The organism is Streptomyces sp. NPDC085866 (genome assembly GCF_044541035.1).
GTDB lineage: Bacteria > Actinomycetota > Actinomycetes > Streptomycetales > Streptomycetaceae > Streptomyces.
This window is the reverse complement of record NZ_JBITSQ010000006.1, coordinates 17,390-43,825: the sequence shown is the minus strand read 5'-3', so window position 1 is coordinate 43,825 and position 26,436 is coordinate 17,390. Positions and strand designations below refer to the sequence as shown.

24 protein-coding genes are annotated in these 26,436 nt (G+C 71.5%); 12 read left to right on the top strand and 12 right to left on the bottom strand.

Features of this window, described 5'->3' with window-relative positions; genetic code table 11:
- Nucleotides 1-13 precede the first annotated feature (13 nt).
- Nucleotides 14-373, top strand: coding sequence for a MerR family transcriptional regulator (locus ACIF83_RS15905; protein WP_393471434.1), 360 nt, complete (start codon nucleotides 14-16; stop codon nucleotides 371-373).
- A 129-nt stretch (nucleotides 374-502) separates the two neighbouring features.
- On the top strand, nucleotides 503-1,609 hold the full coding sequence (locus tag ACIF83_RS15900) for a dipeptidase (protein WP_393471431.1): 1,107 nt from the start codon (nucleotides 503-505) through the stop codon (nucleotides 1,607-1,609).
- Between the two features lie 5 nt (nucleotides 1,610-1,614).
- On the opposite strand, the gene ACIF83_RS15895 is transcribed toward ACIF83_RS15900, so the two are convergent.
- Nucleotides 1,615-1,971, bottom strand: coding sequence for a VOC family protein (locus ACIF83_RS15895; protein ID WP_393471428.1), 357 nt, complete (start codon nucleotides 1,969-1,971; stop codon nucleotides 1,615-1,617).
- A 115-nt stretch (nucleotides 1,972-2,086) separates the two neighbouring features.
- Between ACIF83_RS15895 and ACIF83_RS15890 the strand changes: the two genes are divergently transcribed.
- Entirely contained in the window at nucleotides 2,087-2,593 is a 507-nt protein-coding gene (locus tag ACIF83_RS15890; protein WP_393471425.1) for a CGNR zinc finger domain-containing protein, read from the top strand.
- Nucleotides 2,594-2,728: 135 nt separating this feature from the next.
- On the opposite strand, the gene ACIF83_RS15885 is transcribed toward ACIF83_RS15890, so the two are convergent.
- Entirely contained in the window at nucleotides 2,729-4,072 is a 1,344-nt protein-coding gene (locus ACIF83_RS15885) for a UDP-glucose dehydrogenase family protein (protein WP_393471422.1), read from the bottom strand.
- Between the two features lie 180 nt (nucleotides 4,073-4,252).
- Between ACIF83_RS15885 and ACIF83_RS15880 the strand changes: the two genes are divergently transcribed.
- The 4 genes from ACIF83_RS15880 to ACIF83_RS15865 all read left to right on the top strand — a co-directional run bounded on the left by ACIF83_RS15880 (nucleotide 4,253) and on the right by ACIF83_RS15865 (nucleotide 7,736).
- Complete coding sequence (locus ACIF83_RS15880; RefSeq protein WP_393471420.1) at nucleotides 4,253-5,410, top strand: acyl-CoA dehydrogenase; 1,158 nt, start codon at nucleotides 4,253-4,255, stop codon at nucleotides 5,408-5,410.
- Between the two features lie 132 nt (nucleotides 5,411-5,542).
- Entirely contained in the window at nucleotides 5,543-6,322 is a 780-nt protein-coding gene (locus ACIF83_RS15875; protein WP_393471417.1) for an SDR family oxidoreductase, read from the top strand.
- A gap of 124 nt (nucleotides 6,323-6,446) precedes the next feature.
- Nucleotides 6,447-6,812, top strand: coding sequence for a four-helix bundle copper-binding protein (locus ACIF83_RS15870; RefSeq protein ID WP_393471415.1), 366 nt, complete (start codon nucleotides 6,447-6,449; stop codon nucleotides 6,810-6,812).
- A gap of 105 nt (nucleotides 6,813-6,917) precedes the next feature.
- Complete coding sequence (locus ACIF83_RS15865) at nucleotides 6,918-7,736, top strand: class I SAM-dependent methyltransferase (RefSeq protein ID WP_393471412.1); 819 nt, start codon at nucleotides 6,918-6,920, stop codon at nucleotides 7,734-7,736.
- Here ACIF83_RS15865 and ACIF83_RS15860 read toward each other — a convergent pair.
- Nucleotides 7,733-9,028, bottom strand: a complete 1,296-nt coding sequence (locus ACIF83_RS15860) for an LCP family protein (RefSeq protein WP_399727228.1) — start codon at nucleotides 9,026-9,028, stop codon at nucleotides 7,733-7,735. The genes ACIF83_RS15865 and ACIF83_RS15860 overlap by 4 nt on opposite strands.
- Before the next feature lie 119 nt (nucleotides 9,029-9,147).
- On the opposite strand from ACIF83_RS15860, the gene ACIF83_RS15855 reads away from it, so the two are divergent.
- A complete protein-coding gene (locus ACIF83_RS15855; protein ID WP_393471406.1) occupies nucleotides 9,148-9,696 on the top strand; it encodes an acyl-CoA thioesterase in 549 nt (182 codons plus the stop codon).
- Between the two features lie 58 nt (nucleotides 9,697-9,754).
- On the opposite strand, the gene ACIF83_RS15850 is transcribed toward ACIF83_RS15855, so the two are convergent.
- Complete coding sequence (locus tag ACIF83_RS15850) at nucleotides 9,755-11,149, bottom strand: LCP family protein (protein ID WP_399727225.1); 1,395 nt, start codon at nucleotides 11,147-11,149, stop codon at nucleotides 9,755-9,757.
- 248 nt (nucleotides 11,150-11,397) lie between these two features.
- Here ACIF83_RS15850 and ACIF83_RS15845 point away from each other — a divergent pair, with 248 nt between their 5' ends.
- Nucleotides 11,398-12,426, top strand: coding sequence for a glycosyltransferase family 2 protein (locus ACIF83_RS15845; protein WP_393471400.1), 1,029 nt, complete (start codon nucleotides 11,398-11,400; stop codon nucleotides 12,424-12,426).
- Nucleotides 12,427-12,481: 55 nt separating this feature from the next.
- Here the strand turns inward: ACIF83_RS15845 and ACIF83_RS15840 are convergent, their stop codons facing one another.
- From ACIF83_RS15840 to ACIF83_RS15825, 4 genes are all read right to left on the bottom strand, one after another.
- Nucleotides 12,482-14,080: an LCP family protein gene (locus tag ACIF83_RS15840; protein ID WP_399727959.1), complete on the bottom strand. Its 1,599-nt coding sequence runs from the start codon at nucleotides 14,078-14,080 to the stop codon at nucleotides 12,482-12,484.
- 128 nt (nucleotides 14,081-14,208) lie between these two features.
- Complete coding sequence (locus ACIF83_RS15835) at nucleotides 14,209-15,963, bottom strand: LCP family protein (protein WP_398139455.1); 1,755 nt, start codon at nucleotides 15,961-15,963, stop codon at nucleotides 14,209-14,211.
- Nucleotides 15,964-16,195: 232 nt separating this feature from the next.
- Entirely contained in the window at nucleotides 16,196-17,401 is a 1,206-nt protein-coding gene (locus tag ACIF83_RS15830) for an LCP family protein (RefSeq protein ID WP_399727221.1), read from the bottom strand.
- Between the two features lie 176 nt (nucleotides 17,402-17,577).
- A complete protein-coding gene (locus tag ACIF83_RS15825) occupies nucleotides 17,578-18,333 on the bottom strand; it encodes a TIGR03089 family protein (protein WP_399727218.1) in 756 nt (251 codons plus the stop codon).
- Nucleotides 18,334-18,444: 111 nt separating this feature from the next.
- Here ACIF83_RS15825 and ACIF83_RS15820 point away from each other — a divergent pair, with 111 nt between their 5' ends.
- Nucleotides 18,445-19,836 (top strand): peptidoglycan recognition protein, encoded by a 1,392-nt coding sequence (locus tag ACIF83_RS15820; protein WP_399727956.1) that lies wholly within the window; start codon nucleotides 18,445-18,447, stop codon nucleotides 19,834-19,836.
- 198 nt (nucleotides 19,837-20,034) lie between these two features.
- Nucleotides 20,035-21,117, top strand: a complete 1,083-nt coding sequence (locus ACIF83_RS15815) for a sugar phosphate nucleotidyltransferase (RefSeq protein ID WP_393471389.1) — start codon at nucleotides 20,035-20,037, stop codon at nucleotides 21,115-21,117.
- A gap of 364 nt (nucleotides 21,118-21,481) precedes the next feature.
- On the opposite strand, the gene ACIF83_RS15810 is transcribed toward ACIF83_RS15815, so the two are convergent.
- From ACIF83_RS15810 to ACIF83_RS15795, 4 genes are all read right to left on the bottom strand, one after another.
- A complete protein-coding gene (locus ACIF83_RS15810; RefSeq protein WP_399727215.1) occupies nucleotides 21,482-22,495 on the bottom strand; it encodes a DNA-3-methyladenine glycosylase family protein in 1,014 nt (337 codons plus the stop codon).
- 104 nt (nucleotides 22,496-22,599) lie between these two features.
- Complete coding sequence (locus ACIF83_RS15805) at nucleotides 22,600-23,907, bottom strand: coenzyme F420-0:L-glutamate ligase (protein ID WP_399727212.1); 1,308 nt, start codon at nucleotides 23,905-23,907, stop codon at nucleotides 22,600-22,602.
- Nucleotides 23,904-24,863, bottom strand: coding sequence for a 2-phospho-L-lactate transferase (gene cofD, locus ACIF83_RS15800; protein ID WP_393471382.1), 960 nt, complete (start codon nucleotides 24,861-24,863; stop codon nucleotides 23,904-23,906). The genes ACIF83_RS15805 and cofD overlap by 4 nt, the downstream gene beginning before the upstream one ends.
- Nucleotides 24,864-24,999: 136 nt before the next feature.
- Complete coding sequence (locus tag ACIF83_RS15795) at nucleotides 25,000-25,506, bottom strand: cysteine dioxygenase (RefSeq protein WP_393471379.1); 507 nt, start codon at nucleotides 25,504-25,506, stop codon at nucleotides 25,000-25,002.
- Between the two features lie 630 nt (nucleotides 25,507-26,136).
- On the opposite strand from ACIF83_RS15795, the gene ACIF83_RS15790 reads away from it, so the two are divergent.
- Nucleotides 26,137-26,400: a WhiB family transcriptional regulator gene (locus ACIF83_RS15790; protein ID WP_003975777.1), complete on the top strand. Its 264-nt coding sequence runs from the start codon at nucleotides 26,137-26,139 to the stop codon at nucleotides 26,398-26,400.
- Nucleotides 26,401-26,436: the final 36 nt, after the last annotated feature.

The following is a 26,436-nucleotide window of genomic DNA, read 5'->3' as shown; positions in this document are numbered from 1 at the left end:
CCGGAGGCGGACGATGCGGATCGGTGAACTGGCCCGGAGCACCGGCGTGAGCGAGCGGTCGCTGCGCTACTACGAGTCCCAGGGGCTGCTCGCGGCCGAGCGCACGCCCGGCGGACACCGGGAGTACCCGGAGTCGGCCGTCGACCGGGTCGTACGGATCCAGGAGCTGTACGCGGCCGGGCTGCACAGTGCGAAGATCCGGCAGCTGCTGCCCTGCATGCGCGACCAGGACGGCGGGCCCTCCGCGATCGCCACGCCGAGGCTGGTCGCCGACCTCGCCGCCGAGCGCGACCGCATCGACCGCATGATCGCCGACCTCGTCCGCTCGCGGGACACGCTGGACGAGGTCATCCGGGCGGCCGGGGACGCGTGACCGGCCGTACCCCCGAACGCCCCACTCACCAGGAAGGATCACCGCGCCCCGTGCGACCGTGGCGGTACGCCAGCCGCATCAGACGTAGCTCACGACCGACGTAGCTCTCGACGACGTACGGAGCCCGCCATGGCCGACCTGCAGGACGACAGGCCCAGTACGACCGAGGTCGGCGGGGGCTACGGCCTGCCGGACGACCCGTTCCCCGAGGAGTCGTACGCACCGGCCGACGAGACGCTGCGGCGGGCGCACTCCCTGCTCGCCGACCACCCCGTCGCCGACGGCTACAGCGGGCTGCCCTGGGCCCTGCGCCATCTGTCCTGGTACGACCTTGAGCTGGGCGAGATGGCCGTCGACACCGATGTGCCGCGGATGCGCGAGGGGCATGTGGGCGTCCTGTTCTGGTCGCTGCACCTGCCCGAGGGCCTGGCCGGGGACCGCGCGGTGGGCGCCACCCTGGAGCAGCTGGACCTCGTCCACTCGGTGATCGACTCCCATCCGGAGGGACTGCGCCTGGTGCGCACCGCCGGACAGATCATCGACGCCCGCAACTGCGGCCGGGCCGCCGTCGTGCTGGGCCCGGCCGGGGCGCCCGCGCTCGACGACTCCCTGGGCATCCTGCGCATCCTGCACGTCCTCGGCCTGCGCGTCCTCACCCTGACGGGCACCGCCTGGGCGAGCGAGGCGGGGCTGACCCGGTTCGGCGAGGAAGTCATCCGCGAGATGAACCGCCTCGGCGTCCTGGCCGACCTCTCCGGTGCCTCCGACGCCACCGTCGGCCGGGCCACCGCGCTCTCCAAGACCCCGGTGCTGTGCACCCGCTCAGCCGCCCGCGCCCTGCGCGCGCACCCGGCCAACCTGCCCGACGACCTGCTCGCCGAGCTGGGCGCCGCGGGCGGCCTGTGCATGGTGCCGCTGACCGCGGAGCAGACCGGCCCGACCGTCCGGGACGTCGCCGACCACCTCGACCACGTCCGCGCGGTCGCCGGCCCCGAGTGCGTCGGCCTGTCCGGCACCTACGACTCCGGCGCGGCCCACCCCCAGGACCTCGCCGACGCCTCCCGCTACCCCCACCTGATCGCCGAGCTGCTGCGCCGCGGTTGGTCCGAGTCCGAGCTGTCCCTGCTGACCTGGGGAAACGTGCAGCGGGTGCTCCGCAGCGCGGACTTCACGGCCCGCGCCGCACAGAACCGCCGGGAGCCGTCCAACGCGCGGATCGCGGAGCTGGACGGCTAGCCCGCTCAGCAGGCGCAGAGGCAGAAGGGGTGTCCGGCCGGGTCCGCGTAGACCCGGAAGCTGCTGCCGCCCTGCTCGGCCAGCGGCTTCGCCCCCAGCTCCAGCACGCCCTTCTCGGCCGTGTCCAGGTCCTCCACCACCAGGTCCAGATGGAGCTGCTGGGAGGCGTCGGCCGCGGGCCACTGCGGCGGCACGAACCCGGGCGCGCGCTGGAAGGCCAGCGCCTGACCGCCCGGCACCTTCAGATCGACCCAGTCGCCCTCGCCCTCCACCGTGCCGCCCAGCACCCCGGCGTAGAAGCCGGCCAGCGCACGGGGGTCGGGACAGTCCAGGACGACCACACCCAGCTTGGCGAGTGCCATGACTTCCTCCTCGAAGTCGGAGTTACCTTTAAATCCGTGTAACCGGTAACGCGTTACCTGATGCTGCCGCATCGGTGGTAACGCCGCAACCGAATTCGGGAGGTAACTTGCAGTCATGAGTGAGAGATCGCCCGCGCCCGGAGGCCTGGCCCTGGTCGAGTCCCTGGTGAACACGCTGGACATCGAGTCGGGCGCCGACTCGCTCGACACGGCGGACGGCCGGGCACGCCTCGGACTCGCCGAGGACGAGCTGCCGCAGGCCCGCGCGCTGCGCGAGTCACTGCGGGCCACGCTGCTCGCCCACGCCGGTCATCGACCGCACCGCGAGGTCACCCCGCTCGGCGAGCTGCTGGCGCACGCGCCCCTGTACGTCGCCGTCGACGACCACGACGGCTCCGCGAGGCTCGCTCCGGCCGACACCGGCCCGCTGCTCTCGCGCGTCGCCGCCGCCGTGGCCGAGGCGCTGGTCGCGGGCACCTGGACGCGTCTCAAGGCGTGCGAGGCCGAGACCTGCCACTGGGCGTACTACGACCGCAGCCCCGCCGGACGGGGCCGCTGGTGCTCGATGCAGGTGTGCGGGGCGCGCGCGAAGATGCGCCGCTACCGCGCGAAGGAGGCGTGAACCACAGGGAGTTCATCGGCCATGTATGTGTTCGGTGGTGCAGAATGCGGGAAGACGCCGGTTCGGCCGACTGAGCCTCGGCCGAACCGGCGTCCTCGTGGATGCCTCTGCAGGGATGCCTCTGCGGGGTCGGGGCTACGCGGTCGGGCGGCCCATCGCCCGGTACGTCCACCCGGCCCGCCGCCACAGCTCCGGGTCCAGGGCGTTGCGCCCGTCCAGGATCAGCCGGGCCGTCGCGACCCTGCCCAGCGCCGCCGGGTCCAGCTCGCGGAACTCCCGCCACTCGGTCAGGTGCAGCACGACGTCGGCGCCCCGGACCGCGTCGAGCGCCGAGTCGGCATAGCCCAGGGTGGGGAAGACCCGGCGGGCGTTCTCCATTCCCTTCGGGTCGTACACGGTCACCTGGCCGCCCTGCAGATGGATCTGTCCGGCCACGTTCAGCGCGGGCGAGTCACGGACGTCGTCCGAGTCCGGCTTGAAGGTGGCGCCGAGCACCGCGACCCGCTTGCCCAGGAAGGGACCGCCGCCCAGCGCCTGCCGGGCCAGCTCCACCATCTGGCCGCGCTGGCGCATGTTGACGGAGTCGATCTCCCGCAGGAAGGTCAGCGCCTGGTCCGCGCCCAGCTCACCGGCGCGCGCCATGAACGCCCGGATGTCCTTCGGCAGACAGCCACCGCCGAACCCGATGCCGGCGCGCAGGAACTTCTTCCCGATCCGGTCGTCGTGGCCGATGGCCTCCGCCAGCTTCACCACGTCACCGCCCGCGGCCTCGCAGACCTCCGCCATCGCGTTGATGAAGGAGATCTTGGTGGCGAGGAAGGAGTTCGCCGAGGTCTTCACCAGTTCGGCGGTCGGGAAGTCGGTCACCACGAACGGCGTGCCCTCGCCGGTCGGCGTCGCGTACACCTCCCGCAGCAGCTTCTCCGCGCGCTCGCCGCGCACGCCCACCACGATCCGGTCCGGGTGCAGCGTGTCCTGCACGGCGAAGCCCTCGCGCAGGAACTCCGGGTTCCAGGCCAGCTCGGCGTCCGCGCCGGCGGGCGCGTGCTCGGCCAGATAGGCGGCCAGCCGCTCGGCGGAGCCGACCGGCACCGTCGACTTGCCGACGACCAGGGCGGGCCCGTGCAGATGCGGGGCGAGGGAGGCGAAGGCGGCGTCGACGTACGACATGTCCGCCGCGTACTCCCCGTGCCGCTGCGGAGTGTTCACGCAGACGAAGTGCACGTCGCCGAAGGCCCCGACCTCGGCCCAGTCCTGGGTGAAGCGCAGCCGCCCGGTGGACCCCTCGAAGCCCGCGACGTGCCGGCGCAGCAGCTCCTCGAGTCCCGGCTCGTACATCGGGGTCTCGCCGCGCTCCAGCATCGCGATCTTCTCGGGCACGACATCGAGCCCCAGCACCTCGAAACCGAGTTCGGCCATGGCCGCGGCGTGCGTGGCCCCCAGGTAACCGGTGCCGATCACGGTGATCTTCAGGCTCATGGATGTGCTCCAGATCGGGTACGTCGGTGATGCGGAGCCGAGCATAGTCGGGGCGTCCGCCGGGCAATTTCCCCGCTGTCGCCCATCTCACGTAGGCGTCCTTCGGGCGGCCCTCTAAAATTTGAGTTACTTAACGGTAATTAGCGTCAGTATCACTGCGTCTTTGGAGCGTGAGAGACCGTGGCCGGATCGGCTGACTTCGACCTGTACCGCCCGTCCGAGGAGCACGACATGCTCCGCGACGCCGTCCGTTCGCTGGTCGAGGCGAAGATCGCGCCGTTCGCCGCCGCGGTCGACGAGGAGGCCCGCTTCCCGCAGGAGGCCCTCGACGCCCTGGTCGCCAATGACCTGCACGCCGTGCACGTACCCGAGGAGTTCGGCGGCGCCGGTGCCGACGCGCTCGCCACGGTCATCGTGATCGAGGAGGTGGCCCGCGCCTGCGTGTCGTCCTCCCTCATCCCGGCCGTGAACAAGCTGGGCTCGCTCCCGGTGATCCTGTCCGGCTCCGAGGACCTGAAGAAGAAGTACCTGACCCCGCTCGCCAAGGGCGACGCGATGTTCTCGTACTGCCTCTCCGAGCCGGAGGCGGGCTCGGACGCGGGCGGCATGAAGACGAAGGCGGTCCGCGACGGCGACCACTACGTCCTCAACGGCGTCAAGCGCTGGATCACCAACGCGGGCGTCTCCGAGTACTACACGGTCATGGCCGTGACCGACCCGGCCAAGCGCACCAAGGGCATCTCCGCCTTCGTCGTCGAGAAGTCGGACGAGGGCGTCTCCTTCGGCGCCCCGGAGAAGAAGCTCGGCATCAAGGGCTCCCCGACCCGCGAGGTCTACTTCGACAACGTCCGCATCCCCGCCGACCGCATGATCGGCGAGGAGGGCACCGGCTTCGCCACTGCCATGAAGACCCTGGACCACACCCGCATCACCATCGCGGCCCAGGCCCTCGGTGTCGCCCAGGGCGCCCTCGACTACGCCAAGGGCTACGTCCAGGAGCGCAAGCAGTTCGGCAAGCCGATCGCCGACTTCCAGGGCATCCAGTTCATGCTCGCCGACATGGCCATGAAGATCGCCGCCGCCCGCGCCCTGACCTACCAGGCCGCGGCCGCCTCCGAGCGCGGCGACAGCGACCTCACCTTCCAGGGCGCGGCCGCCAAGTGCTTCGCCTCGGACGTGGCCATGGAGGTCACCACCGACGCCGTCCAGCTGCTCGGCGGCTACGGCTACACCCGGGACTACCCGGTGGAGCGCATGATGCGCGACGCCAAGATCACCCAGATCTACGAGGGCACGAACCAGGTGCAGCGGATCGTCATGGCCCGCAACCTGCCGTAAGGCACGCTCCCCTCGCTTCCCGGCAGCCCCCGTCCGCCTCGGACGGGGGCTGCCGGCGTATCGGCGTATCGGCGTAGCGTGGACAGAGGGGCGTTCCCGGGCCCGGTCCCGGTCACGGAAGGCACCGTCACCATGCCCACCAGCGAATCCCTCGACGGCCGGCGCGCACTGGTCACCGGCGGCACCAGGGGCACCGGAGCCGCAGTCGCCGAACGCCTGCGCCGGGCCGGCGCGAGCGTGCTCGTCACCGCGCGCAGCCGCCCCGACGAGGTGGAGGAGAAGACGTTCATCGCGGCGGACCTCTCCACCGTCGAGGGTGCCGCCGAGGTCGTCTGCGAGGTGGACGCCCGCCTGGGCGGCGTCGACATCCTCGTCCACACCCTGGGGGGGTCCGAGGCTCCGGCCGGCGGCTTCGCGGTCCTCGGCGAGGACGACTGGGCCCGCGAGCTGACCGTCAACCTGCTGGCCGCCGTACGCCTGGACCGCGGCCTGCTGCCCGGCATGATCGAGGCCGGCCGGGGCGTGATCGTGCACGTCACCTCCATCCAGCGCCGGATGCCGCTGTGGAACGGCACCCTCGCCTACGCCGCCGCCAAGGCCGCGCTGACCACCTACAGCAAGGGCCTGGCCAACGAGGTCGCCCCGCACGGGATACGGGTCACCGCGGTCTCGCCCGGCTTCATCCGGACCAGCGCGGCCGACCAGTTGGTGACCCGGATCGCCGAGGAGGCGGGCGTCACCCGGGAGGTGGCCCTGGACCGCCTCATGGACTCCCTCGGCGGCATCCCGCTCGGGCGCCCCGACCGCCCCGAGGAGGTCGCCGACCTCATCGCCTTCCTGGTCTCCGACCGCGCGTCGGCCATCCTCGGCGCCGAGTACGTCATCGACGGCGGCACGACCCCCACCGTCTGAAGTCGCCCTGTGGGCCGAACGGGTGCGAAGCGGGACAGGCGTCGGATGGCAGAGCGGTGCACGCGGGCGTAGGACGGAAGCACACGGGGCCCGCCCCGGACCCCTCTCCCTCCCAGGAGGAGCCATGACCCAGCCCGGAACCACCGTGCCCGCCATGACCAAGGAGATGCAGGACTGCGTCGAGGCCTGCATGACGTGCCACAACGTCTGCGAGGAGACCATGAGCTCCTGCATGCAGATGGGCGGTCAGGCCCAGATGCAGATCATGCGCGCGCTCATGGACTGCTCCGAGATGACCCGCATGTGCGCCGACATGATGATGCGCCGCTCGCCGATGTCCGCCGAGATGTGCGCGATGTGCGCCAGGGCCTGTGACATGTGCGCCGAGGCGTGTATGTCCATGCCCGACGACAAGCAGATGATGCGCTGTGCCGAGGCGTGTCGTCGCGCCGCGGAGACGTGTCGGGCGATGGCGGGCGCGCGGATGTGACCCTCCCCTGCTCTCGGCTTCGCTCGAGCGGCGGAACCCCCCCATGAGGGCGTTCAAGGGCACCCCAGTGGGTGCCCTTGATCCTTTGTGCGGCACGCTGGGGGCATGATCGAGACGGATGCGACGGCGGCCTTCGACGCCGCCGAGCGGGCGATGTGGGCGGGGCGGACCGAGGCGTACGCCGGGAGCTTCGGCCGGCTGTGCGCGTACCCGGTGCCCGCGCTGCTCGACGCGGCCCGGGTCGGCGCGGGGACGCGGGTCCTCGACGTCGGGACCGGGACCGGTACGGCCGCCCTGGCGGCGGCGGAGCGGGGCGCGCTGGTGCGGGCCGTGGACGCCGACGCCGACATGGTCGCCGAGGCGCGGCGGCGCGGGGTGGCCGCAGAGGTCGCCGTCCTGCCCGAACTGCCCTTCTCCGACGGCGAGTTCGATGCCGTGGTCGGCAACTTCGTGCTCAACCACGTGGGCCGGCCGCGGGCCGCGCTCGCCGAGCTGCGGCGGGTGCTGCGGCCCGGGGGGCGGATCGCCCTGACGCTTTGGGGCGCCCGGCGCGGGGCCGGTCAGGAGCTGCTCGGGCAGGCGTGCGCGGCCGGCGGTGCCGTACCGCCGTCGTACCTGCCGCGCCTGGATCCGGACGAGGACTTCACGCGCACCCCGGAGGGCCTGGCGGAGCTGCTCGCGCAGGCCGGGTTCGGCGGAGCCGAGGCGGCGGAGCTGGCCTGGGAGCACCGGGCAGGCGTCGAGGAGTGGTGGGGCGGCGCGGCCGGCGGGGTCGCCACCATCGGGCTGGTCGTGACCTCGCAGGACGCGGAGACGGCCGTCCGGATCCGGCGGGAGTACGAGCGGTTGAGCGCCGCATACGCGGATGGGGAAGGGCAGCTCGCCCTTCCCCATGTGTCGCTGCTCGCCTCCGCGACCGCCTAGTTGCCGGTGACGGTCACCTTCTCGTCGTTCTTCAACTGGCTCACCAGCGTCTTCACCTTTTCCTTGTCCCAGACGAGGTTGCCGCCGGTGGACCCGGAGATCGGCATGTTCATCGAGGTGCCGTCGCCGCTGTTGACGCCCTTCATCGCCCAGAACATGGACGCCAGGTCCCACAGGCCCATGTCCTTGTCGACGATCAGGGAGTCCAGGCCCGCGCCCATGGTCGGGTAGAGCTTGAAGGGGTTCAGGACCGTCGACGGGGTGGCGACCTGGTGGGCCAGCGCGGCCAGGAACTTCTGCTGGTTCTTGGTGCGCTGCAGGTCGCTGGTCGCGAAGGCGTGCCGGGTGCGGACGAAGGCGAGGGCTTGCTGGCCGTTTAGGGTCTGCTTGCCCGCCTTGAAGTCGGCGCCGGACCACTTGTCCTTGAAGCCCTTGTCGATGTCGATGTCGACACCGCCGACCGCGTCCACGATGTTCGCGAAGCCCTGGAAGCCGATCTCCACGTAGTGGTCGATGTGCAGGCCGGTGTTGTACTCGATCGTGCGCACGAGGAGGGTCGGGCCGTCCTCGGCGTAGGCCGCGTTCAGCTTCTCGTGCCGGCCCTTGGCCGGGTAGATCTTCCCGGACGTCGACCCCTTGTACGAGGGGACCTCCACGTCCGAGTCACGCGGCAGCGAGATCAGCGTGTCGCCGTTGTCGCCGACGTGCAGGATCATCATCGAGTCGGTGCGCTTGCCCTGGGCGCCGCCGGTGTGCAGCTTCTTCTCGTCCGCCTTGGACATGCCCTCGCGGCTGTCCGAGCCGACGATCAGGTAGTTCGTGCCCGAGCCGGACTCCGGCCGGTCGATGACCTTCGACAGGTCGACCTCGCGACGCAGCTTCGAGTCGGCCCAGAAGTAGGTCGCCACCGACGTGACGATCAGCACACCGGCCACCGTGATCGCGGTCCACTTGATGCGACGGCGCCAGTTCGGCCGCGGCCGGTAGCGCCCGACGTCCGGGTCCGCGTCGTTGTCGTTGGGCACGAAGCCGCCGTGGCCACCGCCGTAGACCTGGCCCGTGTTGTAGCCGCTGTCGTATTCGCCGTAGCCGGCGTCGTCGTGTCCCTGGCCGTCGACGTACGACGGCTGCTGCGGGACTCCGGCGCCGTAGCCGCGCTGCCCGGGCGGTCCCGCAGGGCCGCGCTGTACCTGGCGCATCACACGGGCGCCTTCCGGCTGCGCGCCGCCGCTGCCGCGTCCGTAGCGCGGGCCGCGATTGTCGTCGGACCATCCCTGGGGCCAGTCATTCATGCGCCCCAGTGTGCAGGGCACGGGTGTGGGCCTTACAAGGGGTGTCGGAAAATCAGAGCGGCGCTGTTGCGAAGCCGACACAAATTCCGTGAATGTCGCTTCGGCATAAGGTGGGGGCCATGACAGACCAGGCCCCGGACGCGGATCCGGACATCCCGGGCAAGCCGATATCCGCTTCCCGCACCACGCTCAGCCACATCATGACCCACAACGACACCAACCTGCTGGGGACGGTGCACGGCGGGGTGATCATGAAACTGGTCGACGACGCGGCGGGTGCGGTGGCCGGCCGGCACTCCGGCGGTCCCGCCGTCACCGCGTCCATGGACGAGATGGCCTTCCTCGAGCCGGTCCGCGTGGGCGACCTGGTCCATGTGAAGGCCCAGGTCAACTGGACCGGCCGGACCTCGATGGAGGTCGGCGTGCGGGTCCTGGCCGAGCGCTGGAACGAGTCGACCCCGCCGACCCAGGTCGGCTCGGCCTATCTGGTCTTCGCGGCCGTGGACGCCGATGGCAAGCCGCGCCGGGTGCCCCCGGTGCTTGCGGAGACCGACCGCGACCGCCGCCGCAACCAGGAGGCCCAGATCCGCCGCACCCACCGCCTGGCGCGCCGACGCGAGATCCGCGAGCTGCGCGAGAAGCGCGCGGCGGAGGGCTTCGAGGACTAGGGCCTGCCCGGCCCCCAGGTCGGCCCGGCCCCCAGGTCGTCCTGGCCTCCGGCCGCCCCTAGGCCCCTTCGGAAGCCCCTTCGGAAGCCGAGCAGACCACCTCGCTGCCGCGCAGCGCGCTCTGCTCCGGCTTGGCCGGGTCCTCGGTCTTCACCCGGTGCACGGCCTTGAAGTCGGACCCGCCGGTCACCTTCAGTGTCGGGCCCATCCCCGGTACCGCGCGCAACGCGCTGCCGGGCAGGGCTGCGGCCAGGGTGCGGGCGGAGCGGTCCCAGCGGGGGTCGTAGGAGATCACCGTGCGCCTGACGTCGTGCACGGCCGCGGTGGTCGGCTGGTGGGTGGTGGCGAAGCCGGCCGCCGCGAGCGCCGCGTCGATCCGCTTGGCGAGCCCGGCCGTGCGGGTGCCGTTCTCCACCTGGACCCGGACCTGCCGCGGCTCGACCTCGACGGGCGCGGGCCGAGGCCCGCGGTGCGGGTGGTCCACGGTGAGCGGCTTGTCTTCGCGCAGGGTCTGGAAGAGCCGGCCGGACGCCGTCGGGTCCCACTTCAGGGTCGAGCCGAGGCCCTTGACCGGGAAGTTCATCTGCCCGATGGGCACCGTGGAGAACTCGGAGGAGGACGGGGAGAAGTTCCGCATCGCCCGGCCGAGGTCGAGCAGCTCGTCGGTGCCGAAGCCCTCGTCGGCCCGCACCGAGCCGAGCACCGCCCGGGTCACGTCCCGGAACCGCATCGGGTTCAGCAGCACCCCTGAGGAGGTGGCCCGCTCGATCAGCGCGGCCAGGAACCGCTGCTGCCGCTTCATCCGGCCCAGGTCGCTCGCCCCGTCCACGTGCCGGGCGCGCACGTACTGCAGCGCCTGCCCGCCGTTGAGGGTGTACGTGCCGGGCGCGAGGTCGAGTCCGGTGTACGAGTCCTTCAGCGGCGTCGTCGTGCAGATCCGGACGCCGCCGAGCACGTCCACGGTCTTCATGAAGCTGGTGAAGTCGACCTCCAGATAGTGGTCGATCTTCACACGGGTCATGTTCTCGACCGTGGCGATGGTCAGCTGGGGGCCGCCCTCGGCGTAGGCCGCGTTCAGCTTGACGGGGTGCGGGGCGTGCCGCCGGCCGGTGCGCGGGTCGACGCGCTCGGGCACCTCGGCGTAGGAGTCGCGGGGCAGGCTCACCACGCTCGCCCGTTCCCGGTCCTCAGAGATGTGCACGATCATCATCGTGTCGGTGCAGTGGCAGGGCTGCCCGCCCAGCCGGTACGCGCGCCGCTCCGACTCGCTGATCTTGTCGCGGGCGTCGGTGCCGACCAGCAGGACGTTCATGCCGTGCCCCGCGCGGGGACGGTTCTTCATGTCCTTGAAGGCGTCGACCCGGGTGATGCCGGCGTCCAGGCTGGTGACGACCGCGTGCCCGATCCCGGCGGAGGCGAGCACGACCACGGACAGCGTCGTCACCGCCCGCATGGCCCAGCGCGGCCGCCTGGGGCGCGGGGGCCGCACGATCCGTTCGGGCTGCCGTGGCACCCGGCGGGGCGGTTGCGGTCGGCGCTGCGGCCGGGCGGGGGACCTAGGCGGGCTGGGCAAGGGACACCTCCGGACTGCGGCCGTATGTGGGATTTGTGAGCACCGTAGGCCGATACGATCTCCAGCCCGCCTTCACGCGCCCGGCGGCGCGCACCGGTGTCCCCCGTTCGCGGTAACGTGAGCCCCCTATGAACGCCAAGCCCGACGTGCGACACCCCGCCGTTTCTGTGATCATGCCCGTCCTCAACGAGGAGCGGCATCTGCGCGGGGCCGTCCAAGCGATCCTCGCGCAGGAGTACGCCGGCGAGATGGAGGTCGTGATCGCCCTCGGTCCGTCCACGGACCGCACGGACGAGATCGCCGCCGAGCTGGTCGCCGAAGACCCCCGTGTGCACACCGTCCCGAACCCGACCGGCCGCACCCCCGCCGCGCTGAACGCGGCGATCAAGGCCTCCCGGCACCCGATCGTGGTCCGCGTCGACGGCCACGGCATGCTCTCGCCGAACTACATCGCGACCGCCGTGCGGCTCCTGGAGGAGACCGGCGCGCAGAACGTCGGCGGCATCATGCACGCCGAGGGCGAGAACGACTGGGAGCACGCGGTCGCCGCCGCCATGACCTCGAAGATCGGCGTCGGCAACGCGGCCTTCCACACCGGTGGCCAGGCGAGCCCCGCCGAGACGGTCTACCTCGGCGTCTTCCGCCGCGAGGCGCTGGAGCAACAGGGCGGCTACAACGAGGAGTTCATCCGCGCCCAGGACTGGGAGCTGAACTTCCGTATCCGCGAGGCGGGCGGCCTGATCTGGTTCTCGCCGGAGCTGAAGGTGTCGTACCGGCCGCGGCCGAGTGTGAAGGCGCTCGCCAAGCAGTACAAGGACTACGGCCGCTGGCGCCACGTCGTCGCCCGCTACCACGAGGGCTCCATCAATCTGCGCTACCTCGCCCCGCCGACCGCGGTGTGCGCCATAGCGGCGGGTCTCGTGGTGGGGGCCGCCCTCACGCCGTGGGGCCTGGTGATCCCCGGCGGCTATCTGGCGGCGATCGTGGCGGGTTCGGTCCCGGCGGGCAAGGGGCTGCCGGTCAAGGCCCGGCTGCAGATCCCCGTGGCCCTCGCGACCATGCACATGTCGTGGGGCTGGGGCTTTCTGACCAGCCCCAGGTCCCTGGCGAAGCGAGTGATCGCCTCGCGGCGGCCGGCGGTGCTCGAACTCCGCTGAGCACAGGAACGAAGAGGGCCCCTCCGCACGTCGCGGAGGGGCCCTCGTGTTGCGTTCACCACTGGTAGGGCTTGTACACGTCCATGCACTGGGAGGTGTCCGAGCCGTTGATGGCGTCGGAGTTGCTGGGCAGGTCGCCGGCCTTCGGGGCGGACTTCTTGGGGTAGGCGGTGCCCGTGCGCCAGTCCGCGCCCACGACGAGGGTGACCCCCGACACGTCGGTGGACTGCTTCACCTGGCTCATCGGGATGCCCAGCGCCTTGGCGACGGCCTGCGCGTCCCCCTCCAGATCGGCGCTCGGGTAGCGCACGACGGTCCGGTCCGCGGACAGCGTCGCCGAGGTGTCGGCCGTGGCCCTGCCGTACCCCTTCTGCACGAGCGCCTGGCCGATCGTCCTGGCCCGACCCCCGACCGCGGCCTCGGTCGCGGACTGCGTCGCGTTCTGGACCACGAGCCCGAGCCGTGCCGCGTCGACCGAAGGAGCCTTCGTCGGCTGCGACTTGCTCGCCGCCTTCTTCGCCCCCGACGGCTTGCCGTTCTTGTCGAAGGGGACGTCGTCGCGGAGCATCTGCCACAGCTTGTCGGCGCCGGCCTTCTCCGGTACGACGTGCTCGCTGTTCTGCGCGTCCTCGACGTTGGGCATCGTCACGGACGTGATGCGGTCCGCCGGCACCGACTTCAGCTCCATGCCCAGGTCGTAGAGCTTCTTGACGGTGCCGATCTCCTCGGACACCTTCAGGGACTTGGTGGCCGCCTCGGCCAGGTCCATCAGCCGGCCGGTGTCGGTGAAGACGTTCTGCTGCTTCAGCGTGCGGATCATCGAGTTGAGGTACATGTGCTGGGCGCGGGCCCGCATCACGTCACTGCCCCAGGCGTGCCGCGTGCGCAGCCACTGCAGGGCCTGCACGTCGTCGACCTTGTGCGTCCCGGCCTTCAGCTTCAGCCCGGAGCCGCCGCGCTGGGCGGGCGTCGAGTGGTCCCAGACGTTCTGCTTCACACAGACCTCGACGCCGCCGATGGCGTGCGCCATGCTCACCACACCCGCGAAGTCGATCGTCATCCAGTGATCGATGTAGACACCGGTGAGGTTCTCCCAGGTGGCCAGCGTGCAGCCGGCCCCGCCCCGGGCCAGGGTGGTGTTGATGATGGCGTTCGTCGCCGGATAGACCTTGCCGGAGTCGGGGTCCGTGCACTTGGGGATGTCGACCCGGGTGTCCCGGGGAATGCTCACCATGGCGGCGCTCTTGCGGTCCGCGGAGAGGTGGATGAGCATCTGCACGTCGGCGAGCGGTGGGCTGCCGCGGTCGTACTTGGCGCCGCCGAGTCTCACGTTCTCGTCGGAGTTACGGCTGTCGGAGCCGATCAGCAGGATGTTCAGCGGGGTCTGGCCGGCCGCGTTCGGCCGGGTGCGCTGCGCCTTGGAGTCGTCGCCGTTGCTGCGGCGGCCCTTCTGGATGTTGCCGTTCAGGTGCTGGTAGTACAGGTATCCGGCGCCGGCCGTCCCGAGTATCACCACCGCCAGCACGCTCGCCGACCAGCGCAGCACGCGCCGCCGGGGCCCGCGCCGCTCGGTCTTCGGGCCGCCGCCGCGACGTCCGCCGCCGTGCCGTCCGGACCCCTCAGGCGCCCGAGCGGCCTGCGGCGTGAGCGCCATCGTGTCCTCGACCGCAGGAGGCTCCCCGCGCACATCGCTCTGCGACAACTCCCTGCCCTCCCCACCCTGCGCCATGAAACGGGTCCGTCCCGCGCCGAGTTAGACGCACGACGGACCCGTTGGGTTACCTACGAGGCGCACTGAACCTTGTCCGCCGTGGACTTGTCGACCGACGGAGCCTTCGTCGGAGCGGTGAGGGAGACGCCCGCACCCTTGAAGTCCTTGCCCAGGGTGAGCGTCATCGCGGGCAGCCCCTGCGAGTTGGTCACGCTCTTGCCCGGCTTCAGCGCGGATCCGGACAGCCCCATCAGGGCTGCCAGTTCACGAGCCTGGGGCGCCTGGTCGGGCGCGTACTCGAGCGTGGTCCTGCTCAGTTCCGCGGGCGCGTTGCCCGCGTTCTCCGACTTGAGCACGCCCTTCTCGGTCTGCAGCCACTGCAGGGTCTCCTGCGCGCTGCCGGCCTCGGCGCCGCCGTTGAGGACCCGCACCCGCACCTCGGAGGGCTGGGACTTGCTGCCCTTGAGGCGGGCGGCCGCCGCGTCCTTGGCCGCCTTCTGCCGCTTCTTCACCTCGGTGAAGGAGACGTCGTTCCTGATGGCGTCGAAGACCTCGGGCGCCCTCGTGTTGTCGACGACGACCGTCGCGTGGACCTTCTCGGCCGGGTTGTCGACCACCGGCACCGTCATGAACGAGATGTTCTTCGGCGGCACCTTCTTCAGCTCCAGCGCCACGTCCTTGAGCGTGCTCACCTTGCCGATGCCCTTGTCGACGGTCAGCGCATTGGTGGCCGCCTCCGCCAGCTTCACGATTTTGGTCGGGCTGGTGAGGGTGTCGCTGGAGGACATCTTGCGCATCAGCGAGGCCATGAACTGCTGTTGCACCTTGATGCGGTCCAGGTCGCCCTGGTTGCCCCAGCTGTGCCGGGTGCGGACGAACGCCAGCGCCTGCTCGCCCGCGATCTTGGACGGGCCGGCGGGCAGGTCCAGATGCGACTGCTTGTCCTTCACCGCGTGCTTGAGGCACACGTCGACGCCGCCGACCGCCGTCGTCAGGGTCTTCACGGCGTTGAAGTCGACCATCATGAAGTGGTCGGGCTCGATGCCGGTGACCGCCTTCACCGTGCGCATCGTGCATCCCGGGTCCCGGCCCTCCTGCCCCAGGCTGGTGTTGAAGCGGACGCCGTCGCTGCCGGGAATGACCTTCTTGGTGTCGTCGGCCTGGGTGGTCTCGCAGTCCGGCACGTCCACGATCAGGTCGCGCGGAATGCTCAGCGCGGTCGCGTTCGTCCGGTCCTTGGCGACGTGCAGCAGGATGTTGGTGTCCGCGTGCCCGACGCTGCCGGAGTCGCCGTAGCCCTCGTTGCCCTTGCCGGTCCGCTTGTCGGTGCCGATGATCAGGATGTTGAAGGCGTCGTCCTTGCTGAAGCCGTCCTTGGCCGCGTCGCCGACGTCCGTGGTGGTGACGTTGCCCTCGAGGTGCTTGAGGTAGAGGTAGCCGGCCGTGCCGACGGCGACCAGGACGAACGCCGTGCCGCCGGCCGTCCACGCCAGCACCTTCTTGGCCCTCGACTTCTTCTTCACCGGCCGTCGGCCGCGCCGCGTCGGCGGCGGCTCGGGCTCGGCACCCCTGCGCCGGCCCGACCGGGGACCCGGCACCTCCGCGCCGCGCACCTCCTGCATCTCGCGGGTCCGACCCCCCGCCGCGTCGCCGCGGTCGCGCCCGGCACCGCCGGAATCACGGGAGTTCGGTCTCCGCGGACCGGGAACCGACGACTGCGGTGCGGAAGCGCTCAGTCGCAGTTCGTATTCGCCGGTGTTCGGATTGAGTACCCACTGGTCTGCGGGGTCGATGTTGTCCGCCCGCCCACGGCCTTGCGCGTCCACGGTTGTTCGAATCCTCCGTCGGGGCCACGCGGCGCCTTCCCCCTCAAAGGCGCTCGGGTCTCGGTGAATCAGTGCACGACCCCAGGACGGACCTCGTGGCCGGGTGCACCGGATCGCTCACACTATCCGCCCAGTTCAGCGTCAAGCGACGCCGGTGACAAATTCCACCTTCCTACAACTGGGCAATCCACCTCATATTTCTGAACTGAAGTTCGTCGTCTTGATGCGCGCCTTACTCGCAGGTTTGCTCGGCCGCGGTGTTCCCACGGAACGTCGGAGCGGCGGAGGGGCCGTTCCCGGGATCCGCCCCGGGAGTCTCCCTGAGAACTTCCTGAGAATCCGACCGCGCCACCGCCACCGGCTGGTCCGCCCGCAGCCGTGCGAACAGCTTCTGGGCCTCCGGCTCCACGAGTTGGTCACGGTTGGCGTCGTAGACGTACGACTCACGCGGAACCGTCAGGAACTGCACATGTTCCGCGGGGATGTCCCGCAGCCCGCGCACCAACTGGTACAGACCGCGCAGACTTGCCAGTTCCGGATCCGTGGTGAGCGAGGAAGTGGCCGCGTCCAGCACCGGATACAGCTTCACGGGGTTCAGCAGGACGTCGTTGCTCTGCACCTTGTTGACGAGCGCGCCGAGGAACCGCTGCTGGCGCTCCATCCGCTCGGTGTCGCTGCCGTCGCCGATCGACTTGCGGGCCCGCACGTACCCGAGCGCCTGCTCCCCGTCGAGGGTCACCCGGCCCGCGGGAAGTTTCAGCTTGGCCGCCTTGTCGTCGATGGGCTCCTTCAGGCACACCTGGACCCCGTCGACGGCGTCGACCATCTCCTTGAACCCGCTGAAGTCGACCACCATGTGATGGTCGATCCGGATGTCCGTCAGCTTCTCGACGGTACGGATGGTGCAGGCCGAACCGCCCACCTGGAAGGCGTGGTTGAACATCGCGAACACCGGCTCGCTGCGGCTGCCGTCCGCCCGTCGGCAGCCGGGGATGTCCACCATCAGGTCCCGGGGCAGCGAGACGGCGGTGGCGCTGCGCCGGTCGGCGGCCAGGTGCAGCAGGATCGTGGTGTCCGACCGCTCGCTGCCCAGGTCCCGCCCGTACTGCCCGTTCCCGTCCCCGGCCCGGGTGTCCGACCCGATCAGCAGGATGTTCTGCGCGTCCCGCACCAGCGCGGTGGGCCGCTCCCGCTCGTACCGGGCGAGTTCCGCGGCGGCCGCGTCATCCGGGGTGATGTTGGCGCTGAGCTTGGCGTACACGGCCCACCCCGCCCCGGCCGCCGCCACGACGACCACGCCCACCGCCAGCGCCGCGCCCCTGGCCCACCGCCGCCGCCGACGCCGCCGCAGGAGCCCCTCCCCGGCGGGCGAGGCCCCGAGCCCCCGACGAACGTTGTCGTTCACGGTGCGGGCCCCCTCATGGCGTACGAGCGTCATGCCTCTGCTCTTACGACGATGGCGGGGGAGCGGGAGGGGAGTCGCCCTTTGCTACTCCACATGGGTGAGGGCAGCCAACCTGAAGGGGCGCGGGGCTGTGTCGACATGCGGCTCCGCCGCGTGGGCGCGAACGGCCCCCACACCCGCACTCGCCCGATGACCGCCCCCACCCCCTCTCAGCGGCGCAACACAGTCACCCTCTCGCTCTCGACCCGCTTGGCGAGAGCTTCCTCATCCAGTCGGCCGACATTCCTGCACAGCACCACGGACCCCCCGGCAGCCAACGGCGCGTACAACCCTGCGCTCAACCCCTCCCACGTGTCGTACGGCAGAGCGGACAGCAGCCTCGATCCCGGCCCTGCCAAGCGCAGCGACACCGCATCCGCCAGGGCCCGCTCGACGACCTCGCCCCCACTGAACTCGGCCCCCGCGACGATCAGCGCCGCCTCCTCGGGATCCACGGGCGCGAACGGCACGAACCGATCGCCCTGGCTCGGTACCTCCACGGCATAGTCGGCGAAGCCGTCCGGCGCCTGCGGGAACCGCCCGCCCAGCGGCCGCAGCGCGAGAGCGATCCGCTCCCCGCGGCACGCCCGCGCCGCCTCCAGGGAGTCCGGCCCGCTGACGACGACGTCGGCGGCGGCCGGGTCTCCGGCCACATCCGCCACCGCCCCCACCGACGCACACGCGAGCAGCCACACGGCCGTCTGCCAGTGCGCGGGCAGCAGCAGCGCGACCCGGTCGCCGGGTCCGGCGGACAGGTCGCCCTGAAGGAGGTTCGCGGTCTTGGCCACCCAATTGGCGAAGGTGGCGACGGACAGTTCGACGCGTTCGCCCGTGGCGTCGTCGTAGAAGGTCACCAGGGGGCGGCCGGGATCCGCGGCGAGCGCGGAACGCAGCAGGTCGGCAGGGGTGCGATCGGTGGCATTCACCCGCGCAAGAGTACGCCGGGGCCGGCCCGCGCACCGAGCGCCGGGGCCACCGGTTCGGCGGAACGTCTCCCGACGGCCCGTCAGTTCCCCGATGGACAGATTCATATGACCATGTCCAGGATCATGGGCATGCGCGGATTCCTCACCACCTCCGTCGGCGCTACCTCGATCGGCGTCACGTGCGCGGCCGCCCTCGCACTCCCGCTGACCCTGCCCGCGACCGCCGTGCCCGCACGGGCGGAGCGGACGGCCGCCACGGGCCGGGTGGACGAGGCCGCGGTCCCGGGCAGCACTCGGTCGCTGCCCCTCGTTCCCCGCGCCCGCGGTCTCGGCACGGCCCCGGAGCAGGGCCTGTACCGCGCAGGCGTACGACACTTCTCGCTGGTCGGCGTCGTCTGGGACGACCCGGACGCCGAACTGCACGGCCGGGTCCAGGTGCGCACCCGGTCCACCGCGTCCCGGGCGTGGTCCGGCTGGCAGGACGTCGAGACCCACAACGAGGAGCACGGCGCCGACCCGGGCACGGCGGAACGGTCCTCGGGCCGGGTGCGCGGGGCCACCGCGCCGCTGTGGGTGGGTGACTCGGACGGCGTGGACGTACGGGTGCGTGCGGCCCCGGCGGCCGGAGACCGGGGCGACCCCGCCGGCGGCCCGGACTCGTCCCTGCCGACCGGGCTGCGCCTCGAACTCGTCGACCCCGGGGACGAGGCACCGCCCCAGGGCCCGCCGGCGGACGTGCCCCGCACCGGCGGCATCCGCACGGACGCGACGGTCGCCGCCTACGCGGCCAACACCGACCTCGTGCCCTACGGCGCCCTGGAGATCCCCCAGCTGGGCCGGCGGGACACCGAGCAGGAACTGGCCCGCCTGAACGGGGGTGTTCCGCGCGCGAAGCCGTACATCGGGCCGCGGCCGCCGATCGTGACGCGGCGCGGCTGGGGCGCGGACGAGTCACTGCGCGAGAGCGGGTTCATCTACACGAAGACGGTCAAGGCGGCCTTCGTGCACCACACCGCCTCGGGCAACAACTACACCTGCTCCCAGGCCCCCTCCGTCGTCCGCAGCATCTACCGCTACCACGTCAAGAGCATGGGCTGGCGGGACATCGGCTACAACTTCCTCGTCGACAAGTGCGGAAGCATCTACGAGGGCCGGGCCGGGGGCGTGGCGAAGGCGGTCATGGGTGCCCACACCCTCGGGTTCAACAGCAACAGCATGGGCATCGCCGTGATCGGCACATACAGCTCCACCAAGCCGTCCGCCGCCGCGGTGACGGCCGTCGCCAAGCTGACCGCGTGGAAGCTCGGGCTCTTCGGGGCCAATCCCAGCGGAAAGACATATCTCACGTCGGGCGGTGGCAATCTCTACCCAAAGGGGAAGAACGTACGACTGAACGTGATCTCCGGCCATCGGGACGGGTATGCCACCGAGTGTCCGGGCAAGCGGCTCTACGCCCAGCTCGGCACCGCCCGTTCCGGTGCGGCGCGGTATCAGGGGCGCTGAGGGCACGGGGGCGCGCGTTCACCGCCGTCAGGAGGACGGGTGGGGAGGCTCGCGGACGGCGGGGGTCGGTTGGGGGAAACCGGACGCCGATCTCGCGGGACACCGCGCGGCCGACGAGGGCACCGTCGCACGGTCTGCATACACTGGCCGGCCGAAACGAGTAGTTCGGCCGGTCCCGGCAGGAAGCAGAGACGACAGGTGACAGAAGCGATCCTCCTGGTCGGCGGCAAAGGCACCCGGCTGCGTCCGCTCACCGTGCACACGCCGAAGCCCATGGTCCCGGCGGCCGGGGTGCCGTTCCTGACGCACCAGCTGGCGCGGGCGAGAGCGGCGGGCGTGGAGCACATCGTCCTCGCGACGAGCTATCTCGCCGAGGTCTTCGAGCCCTACTTCGGTGACGGCGCCTCCCTCGGGCTGCACATCGAGTACGTCACCGAGGAGGAGCCTCTCGGCACGGGCGGCGCCATCCGCAACGTGGCCTCGCGTCTGCACTCCGGCCCCGACGACCCGGTGCTGATCTTCAACGGCGACATCCTGACGGGCCTGGACATCAGGCGGCTCGTGCACACCCACGAGTCGACGGGCGCGGACGTCTCCCTGCACCTCACCAAGGTGACGGACCCGCGTGCCTACGGCCTGGTCCCCACCGACGACACCGGCCGTGTCCTCGCCTTCCTGGAGAAGCCGCAGACACCGGAGGAGATCGTCACCGACCAGATCAACGCGGGGGCGTACGTCTTCCGCCGCTCGGTCATCGACACGATCCCGGCGGGCCGCCCGGTGTCGGTGGAACGCGAGACCTTCCCGGACCTCCTCTCCGCCGGGGCCCACCTCCAGGGCATGGTCGACTCCACGTACTGGCTCGACCTCGGCACCCCCGCCGCCTTCGTCCGCGGCTCGGCGGACCTCGTCCTCGGCCGGGCCCCGTCCCCCGCCGTCCCCGGCCGCTGCGGCGACCGCCTGATCCTGCCCACGGCCACGGTCGCCCCGGACGCGAAGCTGACCGGCGGCACGGTGGTCGGCGAGGGCGCGTTCGTGGCGGAGGGCGCGCGGGTCTTCGGCTCGACGATCCTCCCCGGCGCCGTCATCGAACCCGGCGCCGTCATCACCGACTCCCTCATCGGCACCCGGGCCCGAGTGGGCGAACGCTCCGTCCTCACCGGCACGGTCATCGGCGACGGCGCGGTGGTCGGCCCCGACAACGAACTCCGTGAGGGAGTACGCGTGTGGTGCGACGCCCGCATCCCGGCGGGGGCGCTCCGCTTCTCTTCCGACCAGTAGCGGTGCGGGCCGGCAGGGGGCCCGCCATGGGGGCTGCGCCCCTGGACCCCCATTGGACCGTCGCTCGCCTGCGGGCCGGCGGGGGGCTGGTCGCGCCCACGCGGCGGAGTCGCATATCGACGCAGTCCCGCGCCCCAGGGAGCGCAGTCCCCTCGGCTGCATAGGTGCCGCTGGTACCCGCGGCTGGGTATGTCGTCGTAGCTGCGGGCAGCTGTACCGCCAGGGCGGCGCCCAGCCAACCTGCGTAGCTGCGGGCGGTCGTGCCGCTAGGGGCGGCACGGGTGGGCGCAGCGGCACCCTGCCGGCGCGGGCAGGCGAACCCCGCCCCCGGCCGGCCGCAGCACCGGGCACCGAAGCAACGCCCTTACAGCAGGCCGATGTCCACCCGGGGCATCTTCGGCGCCCTGCGCGCAGGCACCTGCCCGCTCAGCAGGATCAACCGAGCCGCCCGATGCCGCTGCCCCGCATACGGCTCGAGCAGGCGCAGCATCTCCGCATCGTCGGCATCCCGGTCCCCGGCCAACGCCCACCCCACGATGCCCGGCAGATGCAGGTCCCCGACGGTCACCGCATCCGCCGCCCCATGACTGCGCTGCACAACCTCCGCCGACGTCCACGGCCCGATCCCCGGCACAACCTCCAACCGCGCCTGAGCCTCGCCCGCCGACATGCCCACCGCCTGCTCCAGCCGCGCAGCAACCCGCACGGCCCGCAGAATCGTCGAGGCCCGCTTGTCGTCGACCCCGGCCCGATGCCACTCCCAGGACGGAATCAGAGCCCAGGTCCGAGGCGCCGGCATCACCCACATCGGCCGCTCGCTCACCCCCGCAGGCCCGGGCGCCCGCTCCCCGAACCTCCGCACCAGCAACCGCCACGCCCGATACGCCTCATCGGTCGTGACCTTCTGCTCCAGCACCGACGGAATCAACGACTCCAGCACCAGCCCGGTCCGCGTCAGTCGCAGCCCCGGCCGCCGATGCCGCGCCAGCGCCACGACCCGGTGCCGCGGCACGAACGCGGCCGGGTCATCGGCGGCACCGAGCAGCTCCGGCACCTGCTCCAGCAGCCACTCGGCACCCGGCCCCCACGCCTCCGCGCGCACCTCACCGCCGTGGACGTACACCCGCAGCGTCCCGGGCCCGGCGGGCGTCCGGCAGGCCCGCCACACGGACCCGTCCCGCGTCGCCCGGAACGTAGGATCGGCCGGCCCGCGCCGCAGCGGCCCCAGCACCAGCCCGAGATCGAGCGGCTCGTCCGGCACCCAGCTCCGCACCCGCACAGCGGCCCCCGCACCCTGCCGGGGCACTCCGGCGGGCACGGCGACCTCCCCACCGCGCACGGTCGTGCGAGTGGGCCGTGGAGCGAATCGTCCTGCCACGAATGAGTCCTACAAGTCCGAGTCCTACGAGTCCTGCGGGTGCCGGCGCCGCCGAGGCTGCCGTCCTACGAGACTAGGCGAGAGCGGGCGGTCGTACGGGGCCCTCACCGCACTTCGATGAACGCCCCCGCGTCCCGCTCGGGCCGCGGCCTCGGCTCCTCCGCCGGATTCCCGATCGCCACCGCCCCCATCGGATCCCAGTCCGCCGGCAGCCCCAGCACCTCGCGCACCACGTCCCGGCAGAACATCGTCGAGGACACCCACGCCGATCCCAGCCGCTCCCCGGCCAGCGCCACCAGGAAGTTCTGCACGCCCGCGCCGGCCGCGACCACGAACATCTCCCGCTCGGCGCCGTCCCGCCGCGGGTCCCCGTAGGTGTGCGAGCCGTCCATGACGAGGCAGGGCACGGCCAGATACGGCGCGTGCCGCAACACGTCCCCACGCCGGACCCGCTTGGCGATGGACTCCTCGCTCTTGCCGTCCCGGCGCAGATCCGCGATCCACGCGTCGCGCATCGCGTCGAGCAGCCGTACCCGCGACTCCTCCGACTCCAGCAGCACGAACCGCCAGGGTGTGGTGTGGTGCGGCGCGGGCGCGGTCACTGCCGCGGCCACCGCACGCCGGACCGCGCCCGGGTCCACGGGGGCGTCGGTGAAGGCCCGCACGGTACGGCGCTGGGCCACCGCCTCCCGCACGGCCTCGGACGTGCCGAGCCGGAACATGTCGTCCTGCGCCGTACGCACCAGCGCCCGCGCCCCCTCACCGTGCTCGTCGGCCACGGCATGGGCCAGCCCGCGCACCACGGCGACCGGCCGTCCCGCCGCCTTGCCCTTGACCAGGTCACCGGCGGCGGCCAGTTCGTCCGCGGTGGCGACGACGGTGGCGCTGAGCGGATTGCCGTACGCGTCCGTGCCCCCGCGCAGATCGTCCAGCACACGCACCCCGGCGGCGCCGATCGCCACGTCCGTGAGCCCCGAGCGCCAGGGCCGCCCGAAGGTGTCGGTGACGACCACCCCGACGTTGACGCCGAGGGTGTCGCGCAGCCCGTCGCGGATCGCGCGCGCGGAGGCGTCCGGGTCCTCGGGCAGCAACAGCACGGTCCCGGCAGGGGTGTTGGAGGCGTCGACCCCGGCGGCGGCCATGACCAGGCCCTGCCGGTTCTCGACGATGCGCAGCGTGCCGCGCCGGGCCACCACCCGCACGGTCTCGGAGTCGATCGCGGCCTCCCGATCGGCTGCCTCGACGACCCGCCCCTCGGCCTTGGACACGATCTTGGACGTCACGAGCAGCACGTCCCCGTCGACCAGGCCGGGCTCGGTCGCGGCGATCAGCTTGGCGAGATCGTCGCCCTGCTGCACCTCGGGGATGCCGGGCAGCGCCCAGACCCGGTACTCCGCGCGCTCCTCGCTCACGCTTCGCGCACCTCCTCGGCGAGCGCCAGCGCCTCCCGCGCCATCTGCGCGGTCGCGTCCAGGTCGGTCATCATCAGCGGTACGGCCCTGCAGCGGATCCCGTCCGCCTCGACCCGCTCGACCGCGCCCGCGTCGACGGTGTCGACCAGCCAGCCGTCCAGCAGCCCGGAGCCGTAGTGCTCGGCGACCGCCGCCGCCGTGGACTCCACGCCGACCGCGGCGAGCACCTTGTCGGCCATCCCGCGCACGGGCGCGTCACCGACGATGGGGGAGAGGCCCACCACCGGCACGCCCGCGTCCGCGATCGCCTCCCGGATGCCGGGCACGGCCAGGATCGTGCCGATGGACACGACCGGGTTGGACGGCGGGAAGAGGATGACGTCGGCCTCGGCGATGGCCTCCAGGACACCGGGCGCGGGCTTGGCCTGCTCGGCACCGACCGGCACGACCGCCTCGGCCGGGACCGAGGCGCGCAGCCGTACCCAGTACTCCTGGAAATGGATCGCCTTGCGCTCGCCGTCCGTCTCGACCGCCACGTGCGTCTCCACGCGGTCGTCGGTCATCGGGATCAGCCTCACGCCCGGCTTCCAGCGGTCGCACAGCGCCTCGGTGACCGCGCTCAGCGGATAGCCCGCGCCCAGCATCTGGGTCCGCACGATGTGCGTGGCGAAATCCCGGTCGCCGAGCCCGAACCAGTTCGGGCCGACGCCGTAGGCCGCCAGTTCCTCCTTGAGGTGGAAGGTCTCGTCGGTCCGCCCCCAGCCCTGCTCCTCGTTGATGCCGCCACCCAGCGTGTACATCACCGTGTCGAGGTCCGGGCAGACCTTCAGCCCGAAGAGGTGGATGTCGTCACCGGTGTTGCCGATCACCGTGATGTCCGCGTTCGGCGCGGCCTGCTTCAGACCGCGCAGGAACCGGGCACCACCGATGCCGCCTGCCAGAACCACAATGCGCATGGGGACAAGTCTGGCAGGCGGGTACGACAACGCGTCAGGTGGTCAATCGGCCAGACGATCATTCGGCCGGACGGTCGATCGGCCGGACGGTCCACCGGCCGGACCGTCGACCGATGATCTGCCGGGCGTCGATCGCTCAGGCGGTCACCGGGCGCGGCTCGGTGCGCGCCTCGCAGTGCTGGGCCGTGTGCATCGGCATCTCGGTCAGGCCCGGGTAGTAGACGTGCAGGCTCACCGCCGGCTCCAGCGCGTCGTTCACCACCTCGTGCACGTACCCGGGCGCGAACACCCGCTGCGCGCCGGGCGTCAGCGCGCGCGTGGTCCGCTCGGTCCGCTCGGTCAGCTCGCCCTCCAGCACGGTGAGGACACCGGAGGAGCGGCCGTGGTCGTGCAGCCCGCTGCCCTGCCCGGGCACCCAGGACAGCAGCCATACCTCGTAGCCAGGACCGGTGCGCAGCCGGTGGTACCAGCGGGTGGTGGCGTCGTAGCGGACGAGGTGCGCCCACTGGGAGCGGTCGGCGGCGATCTCGCGGGCGAGGCCCACGAACTCGGCGACGGTGGCCGGGTGCTCGCGCGGTGGCTGGAGCAGGTGCGGGACTTCGAGGATGTCGCCGGCGATCTGGAGGTCGCTGTCGCTGTTCATGGGGATGCTGTGATTCCTCGGCGGAAGAGCGGAAGAGTGGGTGCCCTGAACTGGGGTTCTGCAAAGGAGGAGACGGCCGGGTCACAGGACTCGGCGACAGCCGGAGCGCGTCGGGCTCAACAGCTGGGACAGCAACAACAGCTACAGCGGACCTGGGCAGCACCGAAGGACCCGGCGGTGCGGGTCGAGGTGAGTGCCAAGTTCGCGAGCATGCCCCCTAGGACAGCGGTTCACACCCGCACTGTCAACTCGGCGCCCGGAATGTGGGACATGCTTCACCTCATCCGGTTCATCTGTCAGGTGAAAGGTTTGTTCACCTGACCCCGAGGACACATGGCGCACATCCGAGCGCTCAAGCCTCGCGGAACGCGATCGAACGCGGGGGCGTCCTTCTTCGTACAAAGGTCCGTACGGGGTCCGTCGCCCCTCTGGGCCTCGCTTGCGTGTCAAGGTATATGGCGATTTGAACACTTTCCGCACGGCCTTGGTTCCGCAGAGTGAATAACGGGCTCAATAGCAGATCTCGGCTTGACTCGCCCGGAGCAGCACACTTGTAATTTCACTCGTGTCGTTCAGCCGAAATCGGTAACGGCTACGCACGGGGACGCGAAAGACAGACGAGGGGCGCACATGACCGAGCTGGTGCAGCAACTGCTGGTCGACGACGCGGACGAGGAACTCGGCTGGCAGGAGCGCGCGCTGTGCGCCCAGACCGACCCCGAGTCCTTCTTCCCCGAGAAGGGCGGCTCCACCAGAGAGGCGAAGAAGGTCTGCCTCGCCTGCGAGGTGCGCTCCGAATGCCTCGAGTACGCCCTCGCCAACGACGAGCGCTTCGGCATCTGGGGCGGTCTGTCCGAGCGTGAGCGCCGCCGCCTGAAGAAGGCCGCCGTCTGAAGGTACAAACACACACAAGCTACGCGAACGGCCCGT

Excerpts from the sequence above, each read along its gene's own strand:
- ACIF83_RS15905 (WP_393471434.1), top strand. The coding sequence starts at position 14 with ATGCGGATCGGTGAACTGGCCCGGAGCACCGGCGTGAGCGAGCGGTCG.
- ACIF83_RS15900 (WP_393471431.1), top strand. The coding sequence starts at position 503 with ATGGCCGACCTGCAGGACGACAGGCCCAGTACGACCGAGGTCGGCGGG.
- ACIF83_RS15895 (WP_393471428.1), bottom strand. The coding sequence starts at position 1,971 with ATGGCACTCGCCAAGCTGGGTGTGGTCGTCCTGGACTGTCCCGACCCC.
- ACIF83_RS15890 (WP_393471425.1), top strand. The coding sequence starts at position 2,087 with ATGAGTGAGAGATCGCCCGCGCCCGGAGGCCTGGCCCTGGTCGAGTCC.
- ACIF83_RS15885 (WP_393471422.1), bottom strand. The coding sequence starts at position 4,072 with ATGAGCCTGAAGATCACCGTGATCGGCACCGGTTACCTGGGGGCCACG.
- ACIF83_RS15875 (WP_393471417.1), top strand. The coding sequence starts at position 5,543 with ATGCCCACCAGCGAATCCCTCGACGGCCGGCGCGCACTGGTCACCGGC.
- ACIF83_RS15870 (WP_393471415.1), top strand. The coding sequence starts at position 6,447 with ATGACCCAGCCCGGAACCACCGTGCCCGCCATGACCAAGGAGATGCAG.
- ACIF83_RS15865 (WP_393471412.1), top strand. The coding sequence starts at position 6,918 with ATGATCGAGACGGATGCGACGGCGGCCTTCGACGCCGCCGAGCGGGCG.
- ACIF83_RS15860 (WP_399727228.1), bottom strand. The coding sequence starts at position 9,028 with ATGAATGACTGGCCCCAGGGATGGTCCGACGACAATCGCGGCCCGCGC.
- ACIF83_RS15855 (WP_393471406.1), top strand. The coding sequence starts at position 9,148 with ATGACAGACCAGGCCCCGGACGCGGATCCGGACATCCCGGGCAAGCCG.
- ACIF83_RS15850 (WP_399727225.1), bottom strand. The coding sequence starts at position 11,149 with ATGCGGGCGGTGACGACGCTGTCCGTGGTCGTGCTCGCCTCCGCCGGG.
- ACIF83_RS15845 (WP_393471400.1), top strand. The coding sequence starts at position 11,398 with ATGAACGCCAAGCCCGACGTGCGACACCCCGCCGTTTCTGTGATCATG.
- ACIF83_RS15840 (WP_399727959.1), bottom strand. The coding sequence starts at position 14,080 with ATGGCGCTCACGCCGCAGGCCGCTCGGGCGCCTGAGGGGTCCGGACGG.
- ACIF83_RS15830 (WP_399727221.1), bottom strand. The coding sequence starts at position 17,401 with ATGACGCTCGTACGCCATGAGGGGGCCCGCACCGTGAACGACAACGTT.
- ACIF83_RS15820 (WP_399727956.1), top strand. The coding sequence starts at position 18,445 with ATGTCCAGGATCATGGGCATGCGCGGATTCCTCACCACCTCCGTCGGC.
- cofD (WP_393471382.1), bottom strand. The coding sequence starts at position 24,863 with ATGCGCATTGTGGTTCTGGCAGGCGGCATCGGTGGTGCCCGGTTCCTG.
- ACIF83_RS15795 (WP_393471379.1), bottom strand. The coding sequence starts at position 25,506 with ATGAACAGCGACAGCGACCTCCAGATCGCCGGCGACATCCTCGAAGTC.
- ACIF83_RS15790 (WP_003975777.1), top strand. The coding sequence starts at position 26,137 with ATGACCGAGCTGGTGCAGCAACTGCTGGTCGACGACGCGGACGAGGAA.